The organism is Rhodopseudomonas pentothenatexigens, from assembly GCF_900218015.1.
GTDB classification, from domain to species: domain Bacteria; phylum Pseudomonadota; class Alphaproteobacteria; order Rhizobiales; family Xanthobacteraceae; genus Rhodopseudomonas; species Rhodopseudomonas pentothenatexigens.
Genome location: NZ_UFQQ01000009.1, coordinates 13,366 through 31,861 on the forward strand (window position 1 = coordinate 13,366; position 18,496 = coordinate 31,861).

The following is an 18,496-nucleotide window of genomic DNA, read 5'->3' on the forward strand; positions in this document are numbered from 1 at the left end:
CGGCGATGTCACTTTGCTTCGGATGCTCCAGGTCGTCGGGGCATTTCGGCCAGATGGCCGGCCGCGCTGCGTGTTGTGTATTGCGGCTGGGAGTCTCTGCCTTGAAGCGCGTTCGCTCGATATCCGTCCGTACCGGATCGTCGCGTCTGGCGTACCGGTCGGTGATGCTGTGCGGAGCCAGCCTGTTCGCCCTGATGGTGACGTGCGCAGACGGCGAAGCCCGCAGCATCAATTCGATCGGTGGCGTCGCTCCCACCGCGGCCGCGCAGGACGCTGCGAACGCCGCCGCCGCGCAGGCGGCCGGTGCAGCCGCACAGGCACGGCAATCGCTCGATCGAGCGGCTGCGGCGCTCGCCGCGATCCGCAAAGCGCAGCAGGAGGCCGCCGCGATCGCCGCGCAGCCGACGCTGGCGAACGGCGCCCCGATTCCGAGCGGCGTCGCCGATGGCGGTCTGATGCCGACCGGCGGCGTCAGTGTCGGCGGGTCCTGCGGCGCGTCGTGCACGACCCTGAATCTGAGAACACCGGAATCGTTCAACGGCGCCAGTTCGAAACTGACTCAGACCGTCAGCGGCGGCAAGACCAACGTCAACGTCACCCAGACCGCGAAGCAGGCGATTCTCAACTGGGACAGCTTCAACATCAGCTCCGATACGCTTCTGAATTTCGATCAGCAGGCGTCGGACTGGATCGCGCTGAACCGGGTCAATCCGGACACCTCGCCGAATCTGTTCCTGCAGAACGCGCGGGCCAACAACGGCTGGACCAATCCGTCGTCGATCAACGGCCAGATCAACGCGCCGGGCGCGGTCTATGTGATCAACCGCAACGGCATCATCTTCGGCGCCGGCGCGCAGATCAACGTGCATTCGCTGGTGGCGTCGACGCTCGACGTCGGCAAGCTCGGCGACGACCAGGCCGCGCGCGACGCCTATTTCCTCAACACCGGCATCGGCAACCCGTTTTCGTTCTCGCTGTTCGTCGCCGAGCGGACGCCGACACCCGGCAACTCCGACCCGGGCGGTGCCGCCACGACGCTGGTCCCCGGCAACGTCACGGTCGAGGCCGGCGCCGCGATCAGCGCCAGGATCGCCACCGACGTGGTGCCGCTGGGGTCGCCTGGATTCGTCTATCTGTTCGGCGCCAATGTCGCCAATTACGGCACGCTGACCGCGCCGCAAGGCCAGGTCGCGATGGCCGCCTCGCGGGCGATTACCTTGACGCCGGGCACCTACGCCGCGGCGGAGATTCCCAGCAGCGTGCTCCCGAGCGGCGTGACCTTCCGCGGGACCGGATTGCAGTTACAGAACTACTCGGAAAGCTATCAGACGACCGCCGGTCAACTCGGCAATCCGACCAATCTCGCCTACTACCGCAATGAAGCCACCGGCGTGGTCACCGGCGAAGTCACCCATGGCGGCCTGATCGAGACCCGGCAGGGCGTCACCACCCTCGCCGGCGACCGGGTCGCGGTCGCCAATCTGCTCGACGCCGACGGCAATCCCGTCCGCGACGCCGTGGGCGGGCTGGTGCGCGGGGTGATCTCGGCCGACACCAGCATCCTGCGCAACAGCATGGTGCTGCTCCACGCCGCCACCAGCGTCCGGATGGACGGCATCATCAGCATGCTGCCGTATGACGACGGCAACACGCTGCCGATACTCAGCGGCGGTTCGAGCGACGGCAACTCCAGCACGGTGCAGAGCTTCATGCCCGCGTTCGTCGAACTGGCGGCGCAGCGCGAGGTCGGCATCAGCGCGAACGGACTGATCTCGGCACCGTCCGCCACGGTATCGCTGAAGGCCGTCGCGCTCGGTGGCGGCGGCGTGACGCGCCAGCTCTTCAACGGCAATGGCACCACCAATGCGAGCGCCAAACCGACGCTCAGCGGGCCGCAGCAGGTCGTGCTGGCCGGCCGCGATGCGGACGGGCCCGGCGCGACCATCGACGTCGCCGGCTTGCAGGACGTGGTGTTGCCGGCTTCGTACAATTTCGTCTCGTTCCAGCCGCGCGCCGAATTCGCCGACATGCCGCTGCAGCGCGACGGCGTTCTGTACGGCGAGACGCTGTGGATCGACATTCGCGCGACCGGCACGCGCAGCGACGGCACCACGTGGGTCGGCACCCCGCTTGCCGACGCCAGCGGCTATGTCAATTCGAAGGGGCGTAGCATCTATCAACTGATGACCGCCGGCGGCCGCGTGGATTTCGGGACCGAGCTGAGTGTCGACGATTCCGGCACGTCCGGCAGGCAGGTCGTGCTGAATGCCGGCTCGGTGGTCAACGTCGCCGGCGGCAAGGTCACGTTCCTGCCGGGGATGGTGCCGACGACGCGGCTGATCGGTATCGACGGACGGATCTACACCATGGCCACCGCCAGTCCCGACATGATCTATGTCGGGATCTTCGGCCGTTTCACCGTCGATCATGAGCGGTGGGGGGCTCCGGAAAGCTGGACGCTCGGGGCGCAATCCTATCAGACCGGCTACACCGAGGGCCACGACGCCGGCGGCGTCAAGGTCACCACCATCACCCCGCAAATCGCCCTCGGCAACGAGTTCTATTTCGGCTCGGTCGCCGGGCAGCGCCAGATCAATCTCGGGCGCGCGCCGTCGGACACCACCGACTACACCAGCGGCAGCGCAGTGACGCGGCCGACCGCGTTGCAGGCCAGCGGCGACGAATTGCCGTCGCAGGGCTATCTGATCCTCAACACGCCCTCCAGCGTGCAGATCGGGTCGACGCCATCGGCCAATTTCGTCACCAACAACGCCAAGACCCTGCTGTCGGACGAAACGCTGTCGAGCTACGGGCTGAGCGCGCTTTCGATCACCAGCTACGACCTGGTGCTGTCGTCCGGTAGCGCCGTTCGGCTCGCGGCGGGCGGTCGTTTCGACGCGCTTGCCGGCGGTGCGATCGACATCGCGGGCTCGATTACCGCACCGGGCGGCGTGATCGACCTCACCACCAAACGCTGGCAAATCGCGAAAGCATTCCAGGACACGACCCTGCCGCTGCAGGCGCCGACGCACAACGGCCAGGTAATCGCAGCGGACGTGTTCGTGGAAGGCCTCCTCGACGTCAGCGGCCGCTTCGTCAACGACAACGCCAAGTTCGAGCTCGATGCCGCGGGGCCGGCCTTCATCAACGGCGGCTCGATCTCGATCACGACCAACAAGGACAGCGACCGTCTCAGTCGCCAAGACACCACGGGCAGTATCCGTTTGTCGGCGGGCAGCGTTCTCGATGCGTCGAGCGGGGCCTACATCTCACCTCGCGGCAAGTTCAAGACGGCCTCGAACGGCGTCATCGCCGGCAAGGGGGGCAGCATCTCGCTGGTACTCTACAAGGGGTCGTTCGAGCCGCCGAACCAGCCGGACGCGGGCAACAACAATCCAATCGCGCCGTCACCCGACAGCAGCCTCGCGATCCTGCAACTCGACGGCACTTTGCGCGCCTACGGCTTCGAATCCAACGGCAGTTTGCTGTTGGGGACGGTCGGCACGGTGCAGATCGGCGGCGTGCTGCCGGCGGGGCAGACCTCGACCGTCAGAGTCGGCGGCGATCCGACGTTTCCGATCGCGCTGCTCAACAATGGCGGCTTCGGCTCGTACACGCTCGAGACCGTTTCGGACGTCAGGTTGAAGGCCGACGGCAGTGCGGTGGCGGGCGGCCAAGCGAGCATTGTCGTCGCGTCGGATCTGACCTTGCAGCAGGTCAACTATGCGGGCGACGTCGACTACGCAGAGTTGGGAACAGGCACCAAGCTCGGCCGCGAGGCGTCGCAGTCGCCGGACACTCGGCTGGCTGTTCTGCCCGACGATCTGCGCAAGCCGGTCGATCTGACGCTGCGCGCCGACAACATCCTGCTCGACCAGGACGCCTCGATCGTCACTGATGCAAAGGCGAAGCTCAATCTGAGCGGCAGTCCCGACCGATCACTCGCGTCCGGTGCCGCGTTGTACGGCCGCGACACGCTCGCTCAGAACGTCCTGCTCCGCGGCAGCATCGTCGATCATGGCGGCAGCCTGACCATCAACGCGGTCCGCACCTGGCTGGAAGCCTGGAATCAGCAGCAGGCGCGGATCGACCTGTCCGGCACGTATATCGCCAATTCGCGGTTCGGCCTGCCCGGCGGACCGGCGGCCAGCGGCACGATCATCGGCGGCGGCACTCTGACGATCGAGTCCGGAGCGCTCACTACGGTCACGGGAAGCAATAATCCCGTTCCCGCCGTGCCGGCCGCCGGATCGTCCTATGTGGTTGCGCGCGACGGACTCCAGGTCGATGTCTCCGGCTATGCCGGTCTGGTTTCTTATGTGAGCGGTCGGACGGTCACGCCGTACTGGTCGTGGGCAGACGCCGGCTCGGTCGAGATCGACTCCGGCGCATTCCTGTGGAACGGCTCGTTCGCGGCGCTGGGCGGCCGCTACCGCGACGCCGCCGGCAACTTTGCCGCGGACCCGCGTGCCAATGGCGGCACCATCGTTCTCGGCGGCGGCGCGATGACGCTGGCGCAGAGTTTCGATGCGCTGCGGCTGCCCAATGCGCCGGCCGCCGCGACCGGCCTGATGTCGCTGGCCCAGCTCTCGCAGAGCGTCGGGACCGCACTGACCGTGTCGGCGGCGGTCGACAGGCTCTCGGCGTTCGAGAACGTGTACCTGTATGCGGGCGGCGCTCAGGGTGGGGCGGCGCGAATCTTCAACGACATCGCCGGCAATACTCTGAATCTCGGCGCGCTGGGATTGCAGACGCTCATTGTCTCCGGATCGCTGAACTGGTCGGTCGCCAACCGGCTCGAAATCGCCGCGTCCTCGATCCTGAGCTTCGGCAACGGCAGCAACGTGACGCTGTCCGCGCCTTACGTGCTGCTCACCGGCGGCGGCGGCGCCGTGACCCAGGGGACCAATACAATCACGGTCGCCGCGCGGATCCTGGACGTCGAGGGCGCCACCTTCGCCGGCTTCCGTCAGGTCGATCTGCTGAGCTCCGGCGATCTGCGTCTCAGCACGCCGAAGGTCGCCAACAAGCTCGACACCACCACGGGGCTGATCAGCGGTCCGTCCGAATTCGCCGGCACGCTCGCGACCTATGGCGACCTGCTGCTCTCGGCGCAGCGCGTCTATCCGGTCTCGGCAGTCGACTTCACCATCAAGAGCACCGCCGGCGATGTCGCCTTCGCAGCGCCCGCCGGCAGCCAAACCGACATTCCGCTGTCCGCCGGCGGCAGCGTCACGGTAACGGCCGCGAACATCCGGCAGGGCGGCAATCTGTTCGCACCGCTCGGACAGATCACCCTGACCGGCGGCACCGGCACCAACGCCGACGGCAGCCGTCAGGGCGTTGTCCTGCAGCCGGGCAGTCTGACTTCGGTGACGCTGGCCGACACCACCGTGCCCTATGGCGCCACCCTGGACGGCAAGGGGTGGTACTACAATGCGAGTCTCAGCCCGCTGACGGCGCCGCCGGCCAAGGGCCTGACGCTCGGCGGCGCCAGCGTCGCGGTGGCGGAAGGCGCGGTGATCGACGTCCGAGGCGGCGGCGATCTGCAGGCGACCGAGTGGATCCAGGGCAAGGGCGGCTCGTACGATACGCTGGCCACGATCAATGGCGGTCTGAAGAACGCGACCGGAGCCGGGCCGGTGGTTTACGCCCTGGTGCCGAGCAGCAGCGACCCGGTCGCCGCGTTCGACATTCACTTCACCACCGCCAGAAGCCTCGACGCCGCGGGCCAGTCCGGCGCCAAGTTCACGCTGCCGAGCGGGCAGGTGTTGTATCTGCAGTCGGGCGACATCTATCCGCTGGCCGGCACGCAGATCACCATCGCCGGCGGCGATGGCATTCCGGCCGGCACCTACACGCTCTATCCGGCGCACTACGCCACTCTGCCGGGCGCGATGCGGGTAACCTATTTCGGCGATAATCTCGGCCGCAGCATTCCGTCGGGCACCACGCTGCCGGACGGCACGGTGCTGGTCAGCGGGCATTACACCCAGTCGACATCGTCGCAGAAGCAATCGTCCGGCGAGGCGCTGTTCGCGATCCGCAGCAATTCGGTCTGGCAGCGTTACAGCGAGTATGCGTTCAACGGCGCCAACGCCTATTTCACCCAGCGCGCGAACAGCGACGGCACCAACGTGCCGCGGCTTCCGATCGACGCCGGCCGCATGGCTGTGCTGGCGCAGCAGGAGATCCTGCTCGCCGGCATGGCGCTGACCCGGCCGGCTGCCGGCGGGCGCGGCGGCGAACTCGACATTTCGGCCAACAAGCTCGCCGTGGTCGGGCACAGCCAGTATCTCGACCGGGCCAATCCGGCGAGCGTGCCGGCCGGCTACGTCGCGCTCGACGCCACCCAGCTCAACAGTTTCGGCTTCGGCAGCATCCTGATCGGCGGCCTGCGCAGCGACGTCGATCCGGCGCTCGGCACGCTGATCACCCCGACGGCGACCAACGTGCTGGTCGATACCCGCGGCGAGTCGTTCGCTGCGCCGGAAATCCTGCTCGTCGCCAGGGCCGGGCAATGGCAGACCCTGAACACGCTGCTGGCGGTCGGCAACGGCTACGTCAACGTGCCGCTCGCGGTCTTCGGGCCGGCGCCCGGCGAGGGTGAGGTCACGATCAGGTCGGGCAGCGTCGTCGAGAATGTCGGCGCGTTCGAAGGCGGTTCGGGGCGTAACTACTACTTCGCCAAGCCGGACGGCGCTTATCTGCTCGCGGAGCAGATCGCGGCGGCGGTCGGCGGCACGCTGGACTCGACCGGGACGGTCATCACCGGTGCGGATCTCACCAAGCTGAACTCGACCTGGTACTGGAACAACTTCCAGAGCTCGAAGGCGCAGAGCGGCTTCCTCGGGTCCTATGTCCCAGGGCTCGGCGCGCTGTTCGCCGCCACCACCGACGGCGCACTGAATATCTCGGGTCCGACCGGCGTGACCACGCCGGAGCTGACGATCCGCTTCGCCGATGTTCCGGCCGGTTCCATCGCCGGCGTGCCGGTGTCGGGCGCGGTGACCTCGACCAGCGGCGGCGTCGGCCAGGTCGTGCTGCCGGCCGCCGACGCCGGCAGTGTGACGATCGAGGCGGGCGCCCGGGTGTCGGCCGGCACCGTGACGATGCAGGCGACGAGGTCGAGCAGGGCGATCCAGTTCGCGCCGGGCGACCTGCATGCCGACCGCCTGACCCTGGCGGCGCGCACCATCGGACTCGGCACCGCTTCGGCCGCGGTCGCCGTGGCGTTGCCCAGCGGCGCGCTGTTCGACGTCCAGGCGCTCACCCTGAAGACGCTGCTCGGCGGCGCGGTCGCCGTGTACGGCGATTTCAGACCGGGAGGGCGCGTCAACAGCTTGACGATGGACACCGCCGCGATCGTTGCGGCGTCCGGCGGCAACGCGCTGATCTCGCTCGATGCCGGATCGATCACCCTGTCGAATCTCGGCGCCGGCGGCCCGCCGGCGAAACTGCCCTCGGCAGGCGGCGCAGGCCTGACGCTGGCTGCCGACAATATCGTGTTCGGCACCGGCGTGCAGCGCATCGCCGGCTATTCCAGCGTCGATTTCGTGGCGCGTGACGGCGTCACGATCGCCGGCAGCGGCAGCCTGACGCTCGGCACCGGGCTCGATCAGGTCGACCTGTCGATGTACACCCCGATCGTGCGGGTCGGCAGCGCCGCCGCCGACGGTTTCACCATCTCGGCTACCGGCAGCGCCTCGCTGCTCGATGTCGGTGCGCGCAACGGGGCGACGGCGCGTCCGGAGGACAGCGACCAGCTCGGCGGCAAGCTCGTCGTCATTGGCAACCGCGTCGCTGTGGGCACGACGATCCAGGCCCAGGCCGGCACCATCGTGCTGGAAGCCACCGGCACCGATCTGGTCAATCCCGACGGCAGCACCACCGAGGCGGTGCGGCTGCTCGACGGCGCCTATCTGGCGGCCGGCGGCTACAAGAGGGTTCTATTCGACTCCGACGTCTATGTGGCCGGCGGCAAGGTCTTGCTGCAGGCCGACAGCAGCGGCGCCGGCAGCGTGCGCACCGCCGCCACCAGCACGATCGACGTGGCGCAGCCGGCGGAGGGTATCGGTTATGGCGGCGAGATCGAGATCTCCGCGGTCGCCGGCCGCGCGGTGCTGCTCGGCGACCTGCAAGGGCAGGGCGGGCCCGGCTTCGGCGGCCGTTTCCAAGTCGACGCCAAGTCGCTCCAGCTCGGCGCGGGCTATAGGGACGATGTCGTGCTCGATGATCTGGCGGCCAGACTGCTGGCCGGCGGCCTCACCGGCGCGATCGACATTCACACTCGCACCGGCAATCTGACGCTGTCGGCCGGCTCTACGCTGAAGGCTCATGCGGTCACGCTCACTGCCGACGACAGCACGTGGGACAGTGCCAACCCATCCCGGCAGTTCGGTCAGCTCAACATTTTCGGCACCATCGACGCCAGCGGCTATGCCGGTGCCACCCCGGACGGCACCGGTCAGGCCGGCGGCCAAATCGGCCTCTATGCCGCCAATCAGGTGACGCTCGGCGGCACCTCCTTTATCAACGCCTCGACGCAGCATGCCGACGAACGCGGCGGCGACGTCACCGTCGGGATTCCGTGGGCGGCGGCGGGCAAGATCCGGCTGCAATCCGGGATGCGGATCGACGTCTCCGGCGGCACCAAGGGCGGCCTCAGCGGCGGCACGGTGACGTTCCGCGCGCCGGTCGACGGCAACGGCGACGCCAAGATCGTCGCCATCGACGCCGCCGGCAACGAACGGCCGACCATCAGCGGCAGCGACGTCCTCATCCGCGGCGCGCGCGCCGTCACCGTCGAGGGCTTCATCGCGTTCGACACCGTCGGCAGCAAATACGGCATCGACGGCTCGAGCCTGGGCTGGGACGGCGTGATCGATCCGGCCGGTCTGTACGACGCCAACGGCAACCGCGTGCTGAGCGGCACCTGGACCGGGGTCACCGGACGCGCCGTGGTGATCACCAATCCCGGCAGCGGCTATACCAGCAAGCCGGTGATCCTACTCAACGGCACGCCGTTCGTGATCGTGGCGATCATGGGACTGGACAACAACATCAGGCTGAACGCGGCCGGTCTTCCCGCCAATCTGTCGAATGCGCCGGTGACCTTCGCGGCTCCGACCGACACTGCCGCCGGCGTCACGCGTGTCGCGGCCCAGGGTGTCGTGAGCACCGACGCGAGCGGAACGCCGACGCTCACCATCACCAATCCGGGCAGCGGTTATCTCAGCCGGCCGGCGACGGCGACGATCACCGTCGCGCCCGGCGTTACCGTGACCGCGACCGTCAGCGCCGGCGGCATGCAGGTGGTCGGCACAACCCCGGTTCCCACGGGGACGACTCCGAACACCGTCAATTTCGTTTCCGGCACCGCCCGGATCGAGGTGCAGACAGGCAACAACTACACCGGTACATCGAACGCGGCCGGTGTCTTCACCCCGATCGGCAACTACGTCCCGGTCGGAACCTATAATTCCGCCACTTACGACCCGAACAGCACCACCCAAACAGCGGTGTTCCGGGCCGATGGCCTGCACGGTCAGTTCTTCGGCAAAACTCTGGTGCAATTCGCCCAGGGCGACCTGATCCTCAACGGGCAGAACTACGGCTTCGACGGTCTGATCAGCCGGCTGTCGCCGCTGGCGCAGGATCTCGGCGCCGGCGTGGTCCATGTCCGGCCGGGCGTCGAGCTGGTCAATTCCAGCACGTCGAAGAATGCCGGCGACATCACCGTCAAGCAGAACTGGAATCTGGCCTCCGGCGTGGCCTACAATCTGCAGACCAACGGCAGCAACGGCAGCAAATACGTCCACACCTACGACAACGCCAATGTGGCGCAGCAGAGCTACGTCACCTTCGACTACCGTCTGGTCGCCGACTACGGCACCGGCGGCAAATCGATCGAGGCCGGCGCGCTGACGCTGCGCGCGGTCAACGACGTCAGGGTCGATGCGTCGATTTCGGACGGCTTCTTCCAGTTCCGCAACTATCAGGACAGTACCTACGTCGCCGCACTGGCCAGCTATCTGGCGACCTACAAGCGCGGGACCGACCAGACCCTCGCCGACTGGAGTTCTCCCGGCTATCTGTTCTGGCTGAATTCCTACGGCGCGGTGCCGATCGCGCCGTATCGTGCTCAGGCCAACGGCGTCAGCCCCGGCTCGGTCGACCTCGCCGCAGCCGACCTGTTCCCCAATCAGCTTCGGGTCTGCGTGGCGAATTGCGGCAGCCCCAACAGCGTCGGTACCACCCCGGCGAACGCCGAGATCGTCACCGTCACCGATCCCGGCTCGTGGAGCTACCGGCTGGTCGCCGGCGCCGATCTCGCCAGCGCCAATCCGGACGCGGTGCAGCCGCTGTCGAGCTCGATCTACGCGCCGAACGCGGCGCAGTCGAACACGGTCCGCAGCGTGATCGTCGACAAGCACACCTCGTATACGCAGACGCTCTATACCGGCTCGGGAACGACGACCGCGACGGTCGATCTGTCGACCATGGTGCGCACCGGCACCGGCAACATCACCGTCGCCGCCGGCAACAGCGTCGTGATGGCGGATACCGCTGCGCCCGGTGTGATCTACGCCGCGGGCGTCAACACCCCGCGGCTGATCGATCCGCAGTACACGACCGTCAACGGCGCGGTTGTGGTCGGCAACACCGCGAGCAACCCGGATCTGCTGTTCTTCGAGCCGCAGTTGCTGCTGAACGGTTCGTCGAGCGCCGCCGCCTCGGTCGCCTATGGTCCGCCGACCGCGGCGGCGTTCCCGCACAAGGGCGGCGACGTCGTGGTCGAGGCGCAATGGGACATCATCGGCTACAGCGGCACCGGGACCCGATCGAATTATCAGTACTACAAGCCTTGGCTGGTTGCCGATATCGAATTGTCGCCGGCCGGCAGCGCTTCGGCCGCTGCGGCGATCGACCTCCGCGGCCAGGGCGTATTCCAGCCGATCGGAACCAGTATCGCGTCTCAGACGGCGTGGTGGCTCCAGTTCGGCAGCTTCCAGCAGGGCATCCTCAGCGCCGGCGGCAACGTCACGGTGCGGGCCGGGCGGGACCTCAACGACGTCTCGGTGTCGCTGCCCACCACCGGCCGCGTCTCCGGCGGCCTCACCGCAACCTCGACGCCGATCACTCATATCTACGACAGCGGCAATATGAGCGTCAGCGCCGGCCGCGATATTCTCGGCGGTTCGTTCTATGAGGGCTCCGGCCATGCCGTCATCAAGGCGGGCCGGTCGATCGGCGCCGCCGCCACCAGGCTCGCCCGCGGCAACGTGGTGTTCGACAACGTGCCGCTGCTGGCGGTCGACCTCGGGCAGATCCAGATGGTGGCGGCAGGCTCGCTGTCGATGGGCGGCGTGATCAACCCCGCTGCGCTGCACCGCCAGCACAGCACTTATGCCAGCACCAGCTCGGCGATCTATATGGACACTTATGGTCCCGACAGCGCGGTGGCGCTGATGTCGGCGAGCGGAGACGTCTCGATCGGCATCGCCTTGCCGACGATTACCACCACCGGAGTGACGGCCAACGCCTCGGGCGTGTATCCCGCCAACCTCGAGGCCATCGCCGCCAGCGGCGACATCGTCACCCGCGGCCTGGAGGTGACAGCAAGCGGCGTCCAGTTCGGCCTCGCCGGCATGATTCTGAGCGGCTCCGAGCATGGCGAATTCGAGCTTCTGGCGCAGGGCAGCATCGACCTGACCTTCGGCGTCACCATCGCGTCGCGTGCTCCGGTTATTTCCGCCGGCCCGTCGTTGCTCGACAAAGCCTTCAACCCGTTCCGGCCGGCAGAGTGGTTCGGCACGCATTCCGGCGACCGCAGCTATGGCGGAACCTACAGCGAAGCGGTGCTGGCCCATGCCGACGACGACGCGATCGCCCGCATCTACGCGCTGACCGGCGACATCAAGGCTGCCGCCTACACCAATGTGACAACCGGCAGCATCAACCGGATCGAGATCAACCGGCCCACGCAGATCAGGGCCGGCGGCGACATCGCCGATCTCAACCTGCTGGCGCAGAACATCCGCCGCAGCGACGTCAGCAGCGTCATCGCCGGCGACGACCTGTACTACACCGGGAAAAATATCGGCGGCGGACTGCAGATCGCGGGACCCGGCTATTTCGTCGTCGAGGCCGGCGGCGATCTCGGCCCGTTCCTACCCGCCGCGGACAACGTCCAGTCGAAGGTGATCGCGCAACAGGGTATAGTCTCGCTCGGCAATGCCAGCGCCAGTCCGGTCGGCAACGCCGATCGCCTGACCAATGCGAACGGCGGACCGACCGGAATCTACAACGCCGCCTTGCTCGGCCCCGCCGCGAAGCCGCGTCGCAACGCTCTGCTCGGGTCGGAAGGGGCCGATCTGATCGTCCGGTTCGGCGTCAAGAACGGCATCAACTACGACGGCGTGTTCGCCACCTATGTCGATCCGGCGGGCGCGTCGCTGGTCGCGCACAACTACTTCACCGAGATGGTGGCGTTCCTCGGCCGCATCGGCCGCGAGCCCGGCGACGATCCGGTGGCGACCTTCAGGGCGCTGCCGCAGAGCCTGCAGCAGGTGTTCCTGGGCCAGGTCTATCTCGCCGAGCTGAAGGCCGTCGCCGCGAGCGGCGATGCCGCGCAGGTCGCGCGCGGCTACCGGGCGATCGAGACCATGTTCCCGTCCAGCTACGGCTACGGCAACCAAGCGGTGACCAATAATCTCGACCTGCTGCACGCCACCATCCAGACCAAGCTCGGCGGCGACATTTCGATCTTCGGTCCGCAGGGCGGCATCATCGTCGGCTCGCTGGTGCCGGAGCCGAATCCGCTGCTCAAGCTCAGCGATCTCGGCATCCTGACGCTGGGCGGCGGCAATATCAGCACCTTCACCGACGGCAGCGTGCTGGTGAATTCCAGCCGCGTCTTCACCACCCAGGGCGGCGACATCCTGATGTGGAGCTCGAATGGCGATCTCGATGCCGGCCGCGGCTCGAAGACCACGCTGTCGCAGCCGCCGCTGCAGGTGATGTTCGACGCCAACGACTACCAATCGATCGATCTCGGCGGCTTCGTCAGCGGCGCCGGCATCGGCGTGCTGAAGAGCTCGAAGGTGGCGCGCAGCTCGAACCTGTACCTGCTGGCTCCGCGTGGCCGGATCGACTTCGGCACCGCCGGCGTTCGCTCGTCGGGGGAGGTGTTCGTGGTGGCGCCGGTGGTGCTGAATGTCAGCAACATCGCTGCGGCCGGTCCGGTCACCGGCGTGCCCTCGGTGTCGCTGCCGAGCCTCAGCGGTTCGCTCGCGACCTCCTCGAACGCCGCCGGCGCCGCCGCGCGCACCGAGCAGCCGACCGCCGGCGGCAGCCGCGGCCAGGCTTCGATCTTCATCGTCGAGGTCGTCGGCTATGGCGGCGGCGATGGTGGTGCGACCGGGGCGGTGCCGTCCGCCGAGACGCCTTCCTCCTCGACGCCGCAGGCGACGGGTGCGCCATCCTCGCGTTCCGGCAGCGGCCGGGACCAGGATGAAGAAGAACGGCGGTAGGGCGCCGACACCGATGCGGTGGTGTCCGTTGCGGCGGTGTCCGTTGCGGTGGTGTGAGTCGTCACGTTGCCAGGTGCAGTCGAGCCGGCTGCAGGTCGCCCGGCGACATCGGCGCGGACCGCGAGGAAAGGCGATCCGGAGCGGGATCGGGCTGGGGCAGGCTGATGCCGACGATCCGGTCGGCTCGGCGTCGTCAGGCGTGCTCGTGGCGTAGGCTCGCGGCGGCTTCGCCGCTGGCGCTCGCAGCGGTTGCCCGGGGCGACCGCGCCGAGCGGACGTACAGGAAGTCGGCCTGGGTCGGTCCGATTCCCGGCGAGAAGAAGTGATTGTAGACGCCGCGCAATGCGAAGCCGTGCTGGTCCAGGAACGTGGTGATCTCGGTTGCGAGCGGCTGCTGTTCGTACAGCGTGACGAACGAGACTTCGGTATAGATCGCGTCGATCAGCGGCAGGACGCTTGCTGCGCCCGCGATGACGTCGAGCTCGCCGCCCTGCACGTCGAGCTTCATCAGGATCGGCCGCGGCAGCCCGGCGACGTCGAGCACATCGGGCAGCCGTTCGACCTGCACGGTGATCGAACCGGTCCGCGTCACGCCGCTGGCGGCCTGCTGGGTCGCGCCCGGCAGTAGCAGCGACGAGCTGTCACGCTTGGAGGTGACGTGAAACGTCGCCTGACGTCGGGTCGCACCGAGCGCGACCGGATGACAGGTCAACGGCGCGGACACCACCGCCTGCAGCCGCTCGCGTTCCGGCGCCAGCGGCTCGAAGGCGTGGATCCGCGCTTTGGGAAAGCGGTGCCGCACCAGCAGCGAGAACTGGCCGCGATTGGCGCCGACGTCGATCAAGGTCGCGACGCTGACATCGTCGAACAGCCGGCCGTGTTCCAGCGCCGGCATCACCCGACGCCGCAGCGCCGGCCAGTAGGCCGGCTGGCAGGCGGCGAGGGCGTATTTCAGATAGTTGTGAATGGGTCCGCTCCCGCATCGACGATCGCCCCTGCGGATGCCGGGGCTAACGTGCGGCCACCGTCTGCGCGTCCGGGGCGACGACCGGATCTAGTTGACACGTTCGTGCAATCGTTCGGTAACGGCCAGCGCGACCGGCTGCGCATCGGCGGCGTTCGGCGTCGTCGCCTGACGTCGCCCGAGACGGCGGACGCCGGCCAGGACGCGACGAGCGGCCATCGCCAGTTCGGAGGGCCAATTCGGCCGCATGCACGGGCGCTCGATCAATGCGTAGAACACCAGGCCGACGGCAATGCAGGCAGGGACGAGGATCGCCCAGCACAGCGCCGTTGCGACGATCAAGGAGTCCGGCTGAAACTGGCGCTCCAGCACCGCCGCCATCGCGTGCATCAGCGGAAGATGCAGCAGATAGATCGAATAGCAGGCGCCGCCGATCAGCGCGACCCAGGGCGATGCCAGCAGCACGCGTCCGACCGGACCGCGTGCGGCTCCCAGAAACACCAGGAAAATGCAGCTCGCGCGGGCCAAGGCGTTCAGGCTGCCGGTCGCGATCGCGAGGGTGGGCTCGGAATAGCCGAATTGGATGTTCCTGAGTTCGGCGGTGCCGGTGAGCATCATCCCGATGTATCCGACCACGAGCAGGACGTCGTAGCGTCGCCGCGGCGGCTGCTCGAACGGTCGCACGGCGACCGAATAGTCGCAAACCAGGACGCCGAGGATGAAGCCGTAACTCTCGCCGAACAGGGTATGCCGAAGCGGATGCTCGAACGGAAGCTGGTGCCGCAACGTCTCGCCGAGCACGATCAGCGCCAGCAGCGCGCAGCCGCCGAACCAAAGCCGCAGGGCGCGGTTCTTGATCGACAGATACGCCATGATCAGGAACGGAGCGAGCAGATAGAACTGCACCTCGCGTTCCAGCGTCCAGGCCGGCGGATTGAGCCGCGGGCTCTGGCCGAAAATGAGTCCGTGCGAGTAGGTCAGGCTCGCGGCCAGGCTCTGCCACAGCGGAGCCTCGGTGAAGGTGAAGTTCGGCGCGCTGACCGGGGTATAAAGGCTGAGGATGACGAAGCAGCCGATCATCACCACGAAGTACGGCGGCTCGAGTCGCAGCAGGCGCCGCCTGTAGAAGTGCGACAGCTTCGGCGGTCGCCCTGCGAGAAACGGATAGGCGATGATGTAGCCGCTGATGAAGAAGAACAGCGTCACGGCGAAGCCGGCGAACGGAAACCACGCCGTGATCGTCGCCTCGCCGGCGACCGGATCGGGCATCATCCGTCCGGCGCGCAGGCCGGAGTGGAAGAACAGGATCGGCATCACTGAGAGAAATCGAAGCCCGTCGATCTGGGGAACGTAGGCGCCGCCGGACGTCACGCGTCGCAGTCGCTGGGGCAGCTCCGACAATATGCTCATGAGGCCGTCCGCTTGCTGTATTCGTGCCGTTCCGAGAGCGAGCCGCTCAGCGCGGGCTGAGCGCGGGAAGATCGACCCGGCCGTGCCGCGCGTCCCTGCGCTGGTCCGCGCGCACCGAGCCGATGATCGCGTCGAACCGGTCGGCGATCTTGCCGATGTCGAAGCTGCGCTCGGCATAGGTGCGGCCGTTGGCGCCGAAGGCGGTGCGGCGGTCGGGATCGTCGAGCAAGGTGTTGATCGCGCCGACGAAGCCGGCGACGTCTCCGACGGGCACCGCGTAGCCGGCGTTGGCCCGCTGAATGGTGCGCGACGCGAGATTCGCGGGCGGGGCGCTCAGCACGATCGATCGTCCGGAGCACAGATAGCTGAGCACCTTGGAGGGGACAGAGAACGTCCCGGCGTCGCTTTCCAGGATGGCGATCAGCACGTCGGCGCTGCCGAGCACGTCGGAGTACGATTTGAAATCCTGGAACGGCAGGACCAGCAGCGGCGCGCCGGGCAGCTCGGCGGCTTGCTGCGCCAGCCAGTCGGCGTGTCGTCCTTCCGAGGTCACGACCATCCGCGTGTGCGGGCGCAACGCGATCGATTTCGCCACCTCGAGGATCAGCGCCGGATCGTGCTTCAATCCGATCGTGCCGGTGTACAGCACGACGTCACAATCATCCAGGCCGTGACGACGGGACCAGTCGTTGCTCTTCGGCCGCGGCGAGATCTCGTCGAGAGGCGCCCAGTTCTCGACGGTGTGAATGCGCCGGCCGTCGACGCCGAACTCGGCTTCGAGCGTGTGCCGAAAATCGTCGGCGATCACCACGATCGCGGAGCTGCGCGCCGCGGCCTTGCGCTCCAGCATTTGATAGTATCGACCGATCAGCCGGCCGGCCATGCCGAGACGCTCGCCGAGCAGGTCGCCGATCGCCTTGCTGTAGATGTCCTGCTGCCAGAACACGAACGGCCGCCGCTGCCGGTCGCAAAGCGTCACCACCGCGTCGAGGGCGTCGATCGGCAGATTGCAGCCGATCACGATGTCCGGCTCGAACTCGCCGATCCGCTGCGCGATCAGCCGCCCGACGCGGATCTCCTGAAAGCGCCGCTTCACCAGGCCGTATTTCGAGAACGGCTTGCCGAGGCTCAGCGGCGTGATCTCCAGCGTCGGCGGATCGCCGGGGCCGAGCTGCAGGCTGCCTTTCGGGGTCTGAAAGTCGGAAAAATACGCGTGCACCACGCGATTGCCGCGCCGCGCCAACTCGCGGCTGAGCTGGACCTGAAACGGATGACCGGAATATTCACAGACGTAGATACGCATGCACTTGCCCCGTCCACCGGCCGGTTTGAAGGATGTCGCGGCGGTCAGGCCGCCATGCTGTTGACGCTCGAGGTCGCATGCACCTGCGCCTCGATCCACTGGTAGGTCTTCTCCAGTCCGACGATCAGCGGCGCCGACGGCTCCCAATCGAGCACACGCCGGATCAGTTGGTTGTCGGAGTTGCGGCCGCGCACCCCGGTCGGACCCGGAATGTGGCGCTTGTGCAGGGTCTTGCCCGCGATCGCCATCGCCATGTCGGCGAGCTGATTGATGCTGACCATTTCCTCGGATCCGATATTGACGGGCCCGAGATAGTTCGAACGGGTCAGCTTGAGCACGCCGGCCAGGCATTCGTCGATATACAGGAACGAGCGGGTCTGCTCGCCGTCGCCCCAGATCTCGATCTCGTCGCCGTCGCGGGCGGCGGCGACCTTGCGGCAGATCGCCGCCGGCGCTTTCTCGCGACCGCCGGTCCAGGTGCCGAGCGGTCCGAAGATGTTGTGGAAGCGTGCGATCCGCACCTCGAGACCGAGGTTGCGATGATAGGCGAGATACAGCCGCTCGCTGAACAGTTTCTCCCAGCCGTATTCGCTGTCGGGATTGGCCGGATAGGCGCTGGACTCGGCGGTGATCGGCGCCAGCGGATCGCGCTGATTGTGATCCGGATAGATGCAGGCCGAAGACGAGTAGAAAATCCGCCGGCAGTTGCGCTTGCTGGCCGCATCGAGGATGTTCAGGTTGATCATCGCCGAATTGTGCAGAACGTGGGCGTCGTTCTCGCCGGTGAAGATGTAGCCGGCTCCGCCCATGTCGGCGGCGAGCTGGTAGATCTCGTCGAACCTGCCGTCAATGATGGCGCGGCAATTGGCAGGGTCGCGCAGATCGGCGATGGCGAAATCGTCGGCATCGGTGGTGTTGTACTCGGGATATTTCAGGTCCGCGCCGCGAACCCAGAACCCTTCACGTTTGAGTTCCGTGACGAGGTGGTTGCCGATAAAGCCGCCGGCGCCGCAAACAAGAGCTCGCTTCATTGAACCACCCCTCACCATTCGCACGCGACGCTATCAATTGGTGAACATCACGTTATCATGCGATGCGATATACTAGTTATTATAACTCGGCGCAAGCGCATTCCGGATGCAAGAAACAGCCGCCGTGCGGCAGTTTTTTTGAGCTGTCGCACATCGTTTGTCGTATCACCGAACTGTCTTTTTGGTATCATTCGTTTGTCGTGATGATATCGTCAAACGGAGGGCCGCGCCGACCCGAACCCGCGTGCGGCGC

5 protein-coding genes are annotated in these 18,496 nt (G+C 67.1%); 1 reads left to right on the forward strand and 4 read right to left on the reverse strand.

All coding sequences use genetic code 11. The annotated features are described in order from the left end of the window. Window positions 1-101 precede the first annotated feature (101 nt). Window positions 102-13,535: a filamentous hemagglutinin family protein gene (locus tag DWA33_RS09955; RefSeq protein ID WP_147270233.1), complete on the forward strand. Its 13,434-nt coding sequence runs from the start codon at window positions 102-104 to the stop codon at window positions 13,533-13,535. A 193-nt stretch (window positions 13,536-13,728) separates the two neighbouring features. On the opposite strand, the gene DWA33_RS09960 is transcribed toward DWA33_RS09955, so the two are convergent. The 4 genes from DWA33_RS09960 to DWA33_RS09975 all read right to left on the reverse strand — a co-directional run bounded on the left by DWA33_RS09960 (window position 13,729) and on the right by DWA33_RS09975 (window position 18,243). Then, window positions 13,729-14,430, reverse strand: a complete 702-nt coding sequence (locus DWA33_RS09960; protein WP_114357942.1) for an FkbM family methyltransferase — start codon at window positions 14,428-14,430, stop codon at window positions 13,729-13,731. Window positions 14,431-14,589: 159 nt separating this feature from the next. After that, a complete protein-coding gene (locus DWA33_RS09965; RefSeq protein ID WP_167443174.1) occupies window positions 14,590-15,909 on the reverse strand; it encodes an acyltransferase family protein in 1,320 nt (439 codons plus the stop codon). Window positions 15,910-15,955: 46 nt separating this feature from the next. Continuing rightward, window positions 15,956-17,212, reverse strand: coding sequence for a glycosyltransferase family 4 protein (locus DWA33_RS09970; protein ID WP_114357944.1), 1,257 nt, complete (start codon window positions 17,210-17,212; stop codon window positions 15,956-15,958). 44 nt (window positions 17,213-17,256) lie between these two features. Continuing rightward, window positions 17,257-18,243, reverse strand: coding sequence for an NAD-dependent epimerase/dehydratase family protein (locus DWA33_RS09975; protein ID WP_114357945.1), 987 nt, complete (start codon window positions 18,241-18,243; stop codon window positions 17,257-17,259). Between the last annotated feature and the right edge of the window lie 253 nt (window positions 18,244-18,496).

What these genes read in the sequence shown, in the direction of transcription:
- DWA33_RS09960 (WP_114357942.1), bottom strand. Translation starts at nt 14,430, where the DNA reads ATGCCGGCGCTGGAACACGGCCGGCTGTTCGACGATGTCAGCGTCGCG.
- DWA33_RS09965 (WP_167443174.1), bottom strand. Translation starts at nt 15,909, where the DNA reads ATGAGCATATTGTCGGAGCTGCCCCAGCGACTGCGACGCGTGACGTCC.
- DWA33_RS09970 (WP_114357944.1), bottom strand. Translation starts at nt 17,212, where the DNA reads ATGCGTATCTACGTCTGTGAATATTCCGGTCATCCGTTTCAGGTCCAG.
- DWA33_RS09975 (WP_114357945.1), bottom strand. Translation starts at nt 18,243, where the DNA reads ATGAAGCGAGCTCTTGTTTGCGGCGCCGGCGGCTTTATCGGCAACCAC.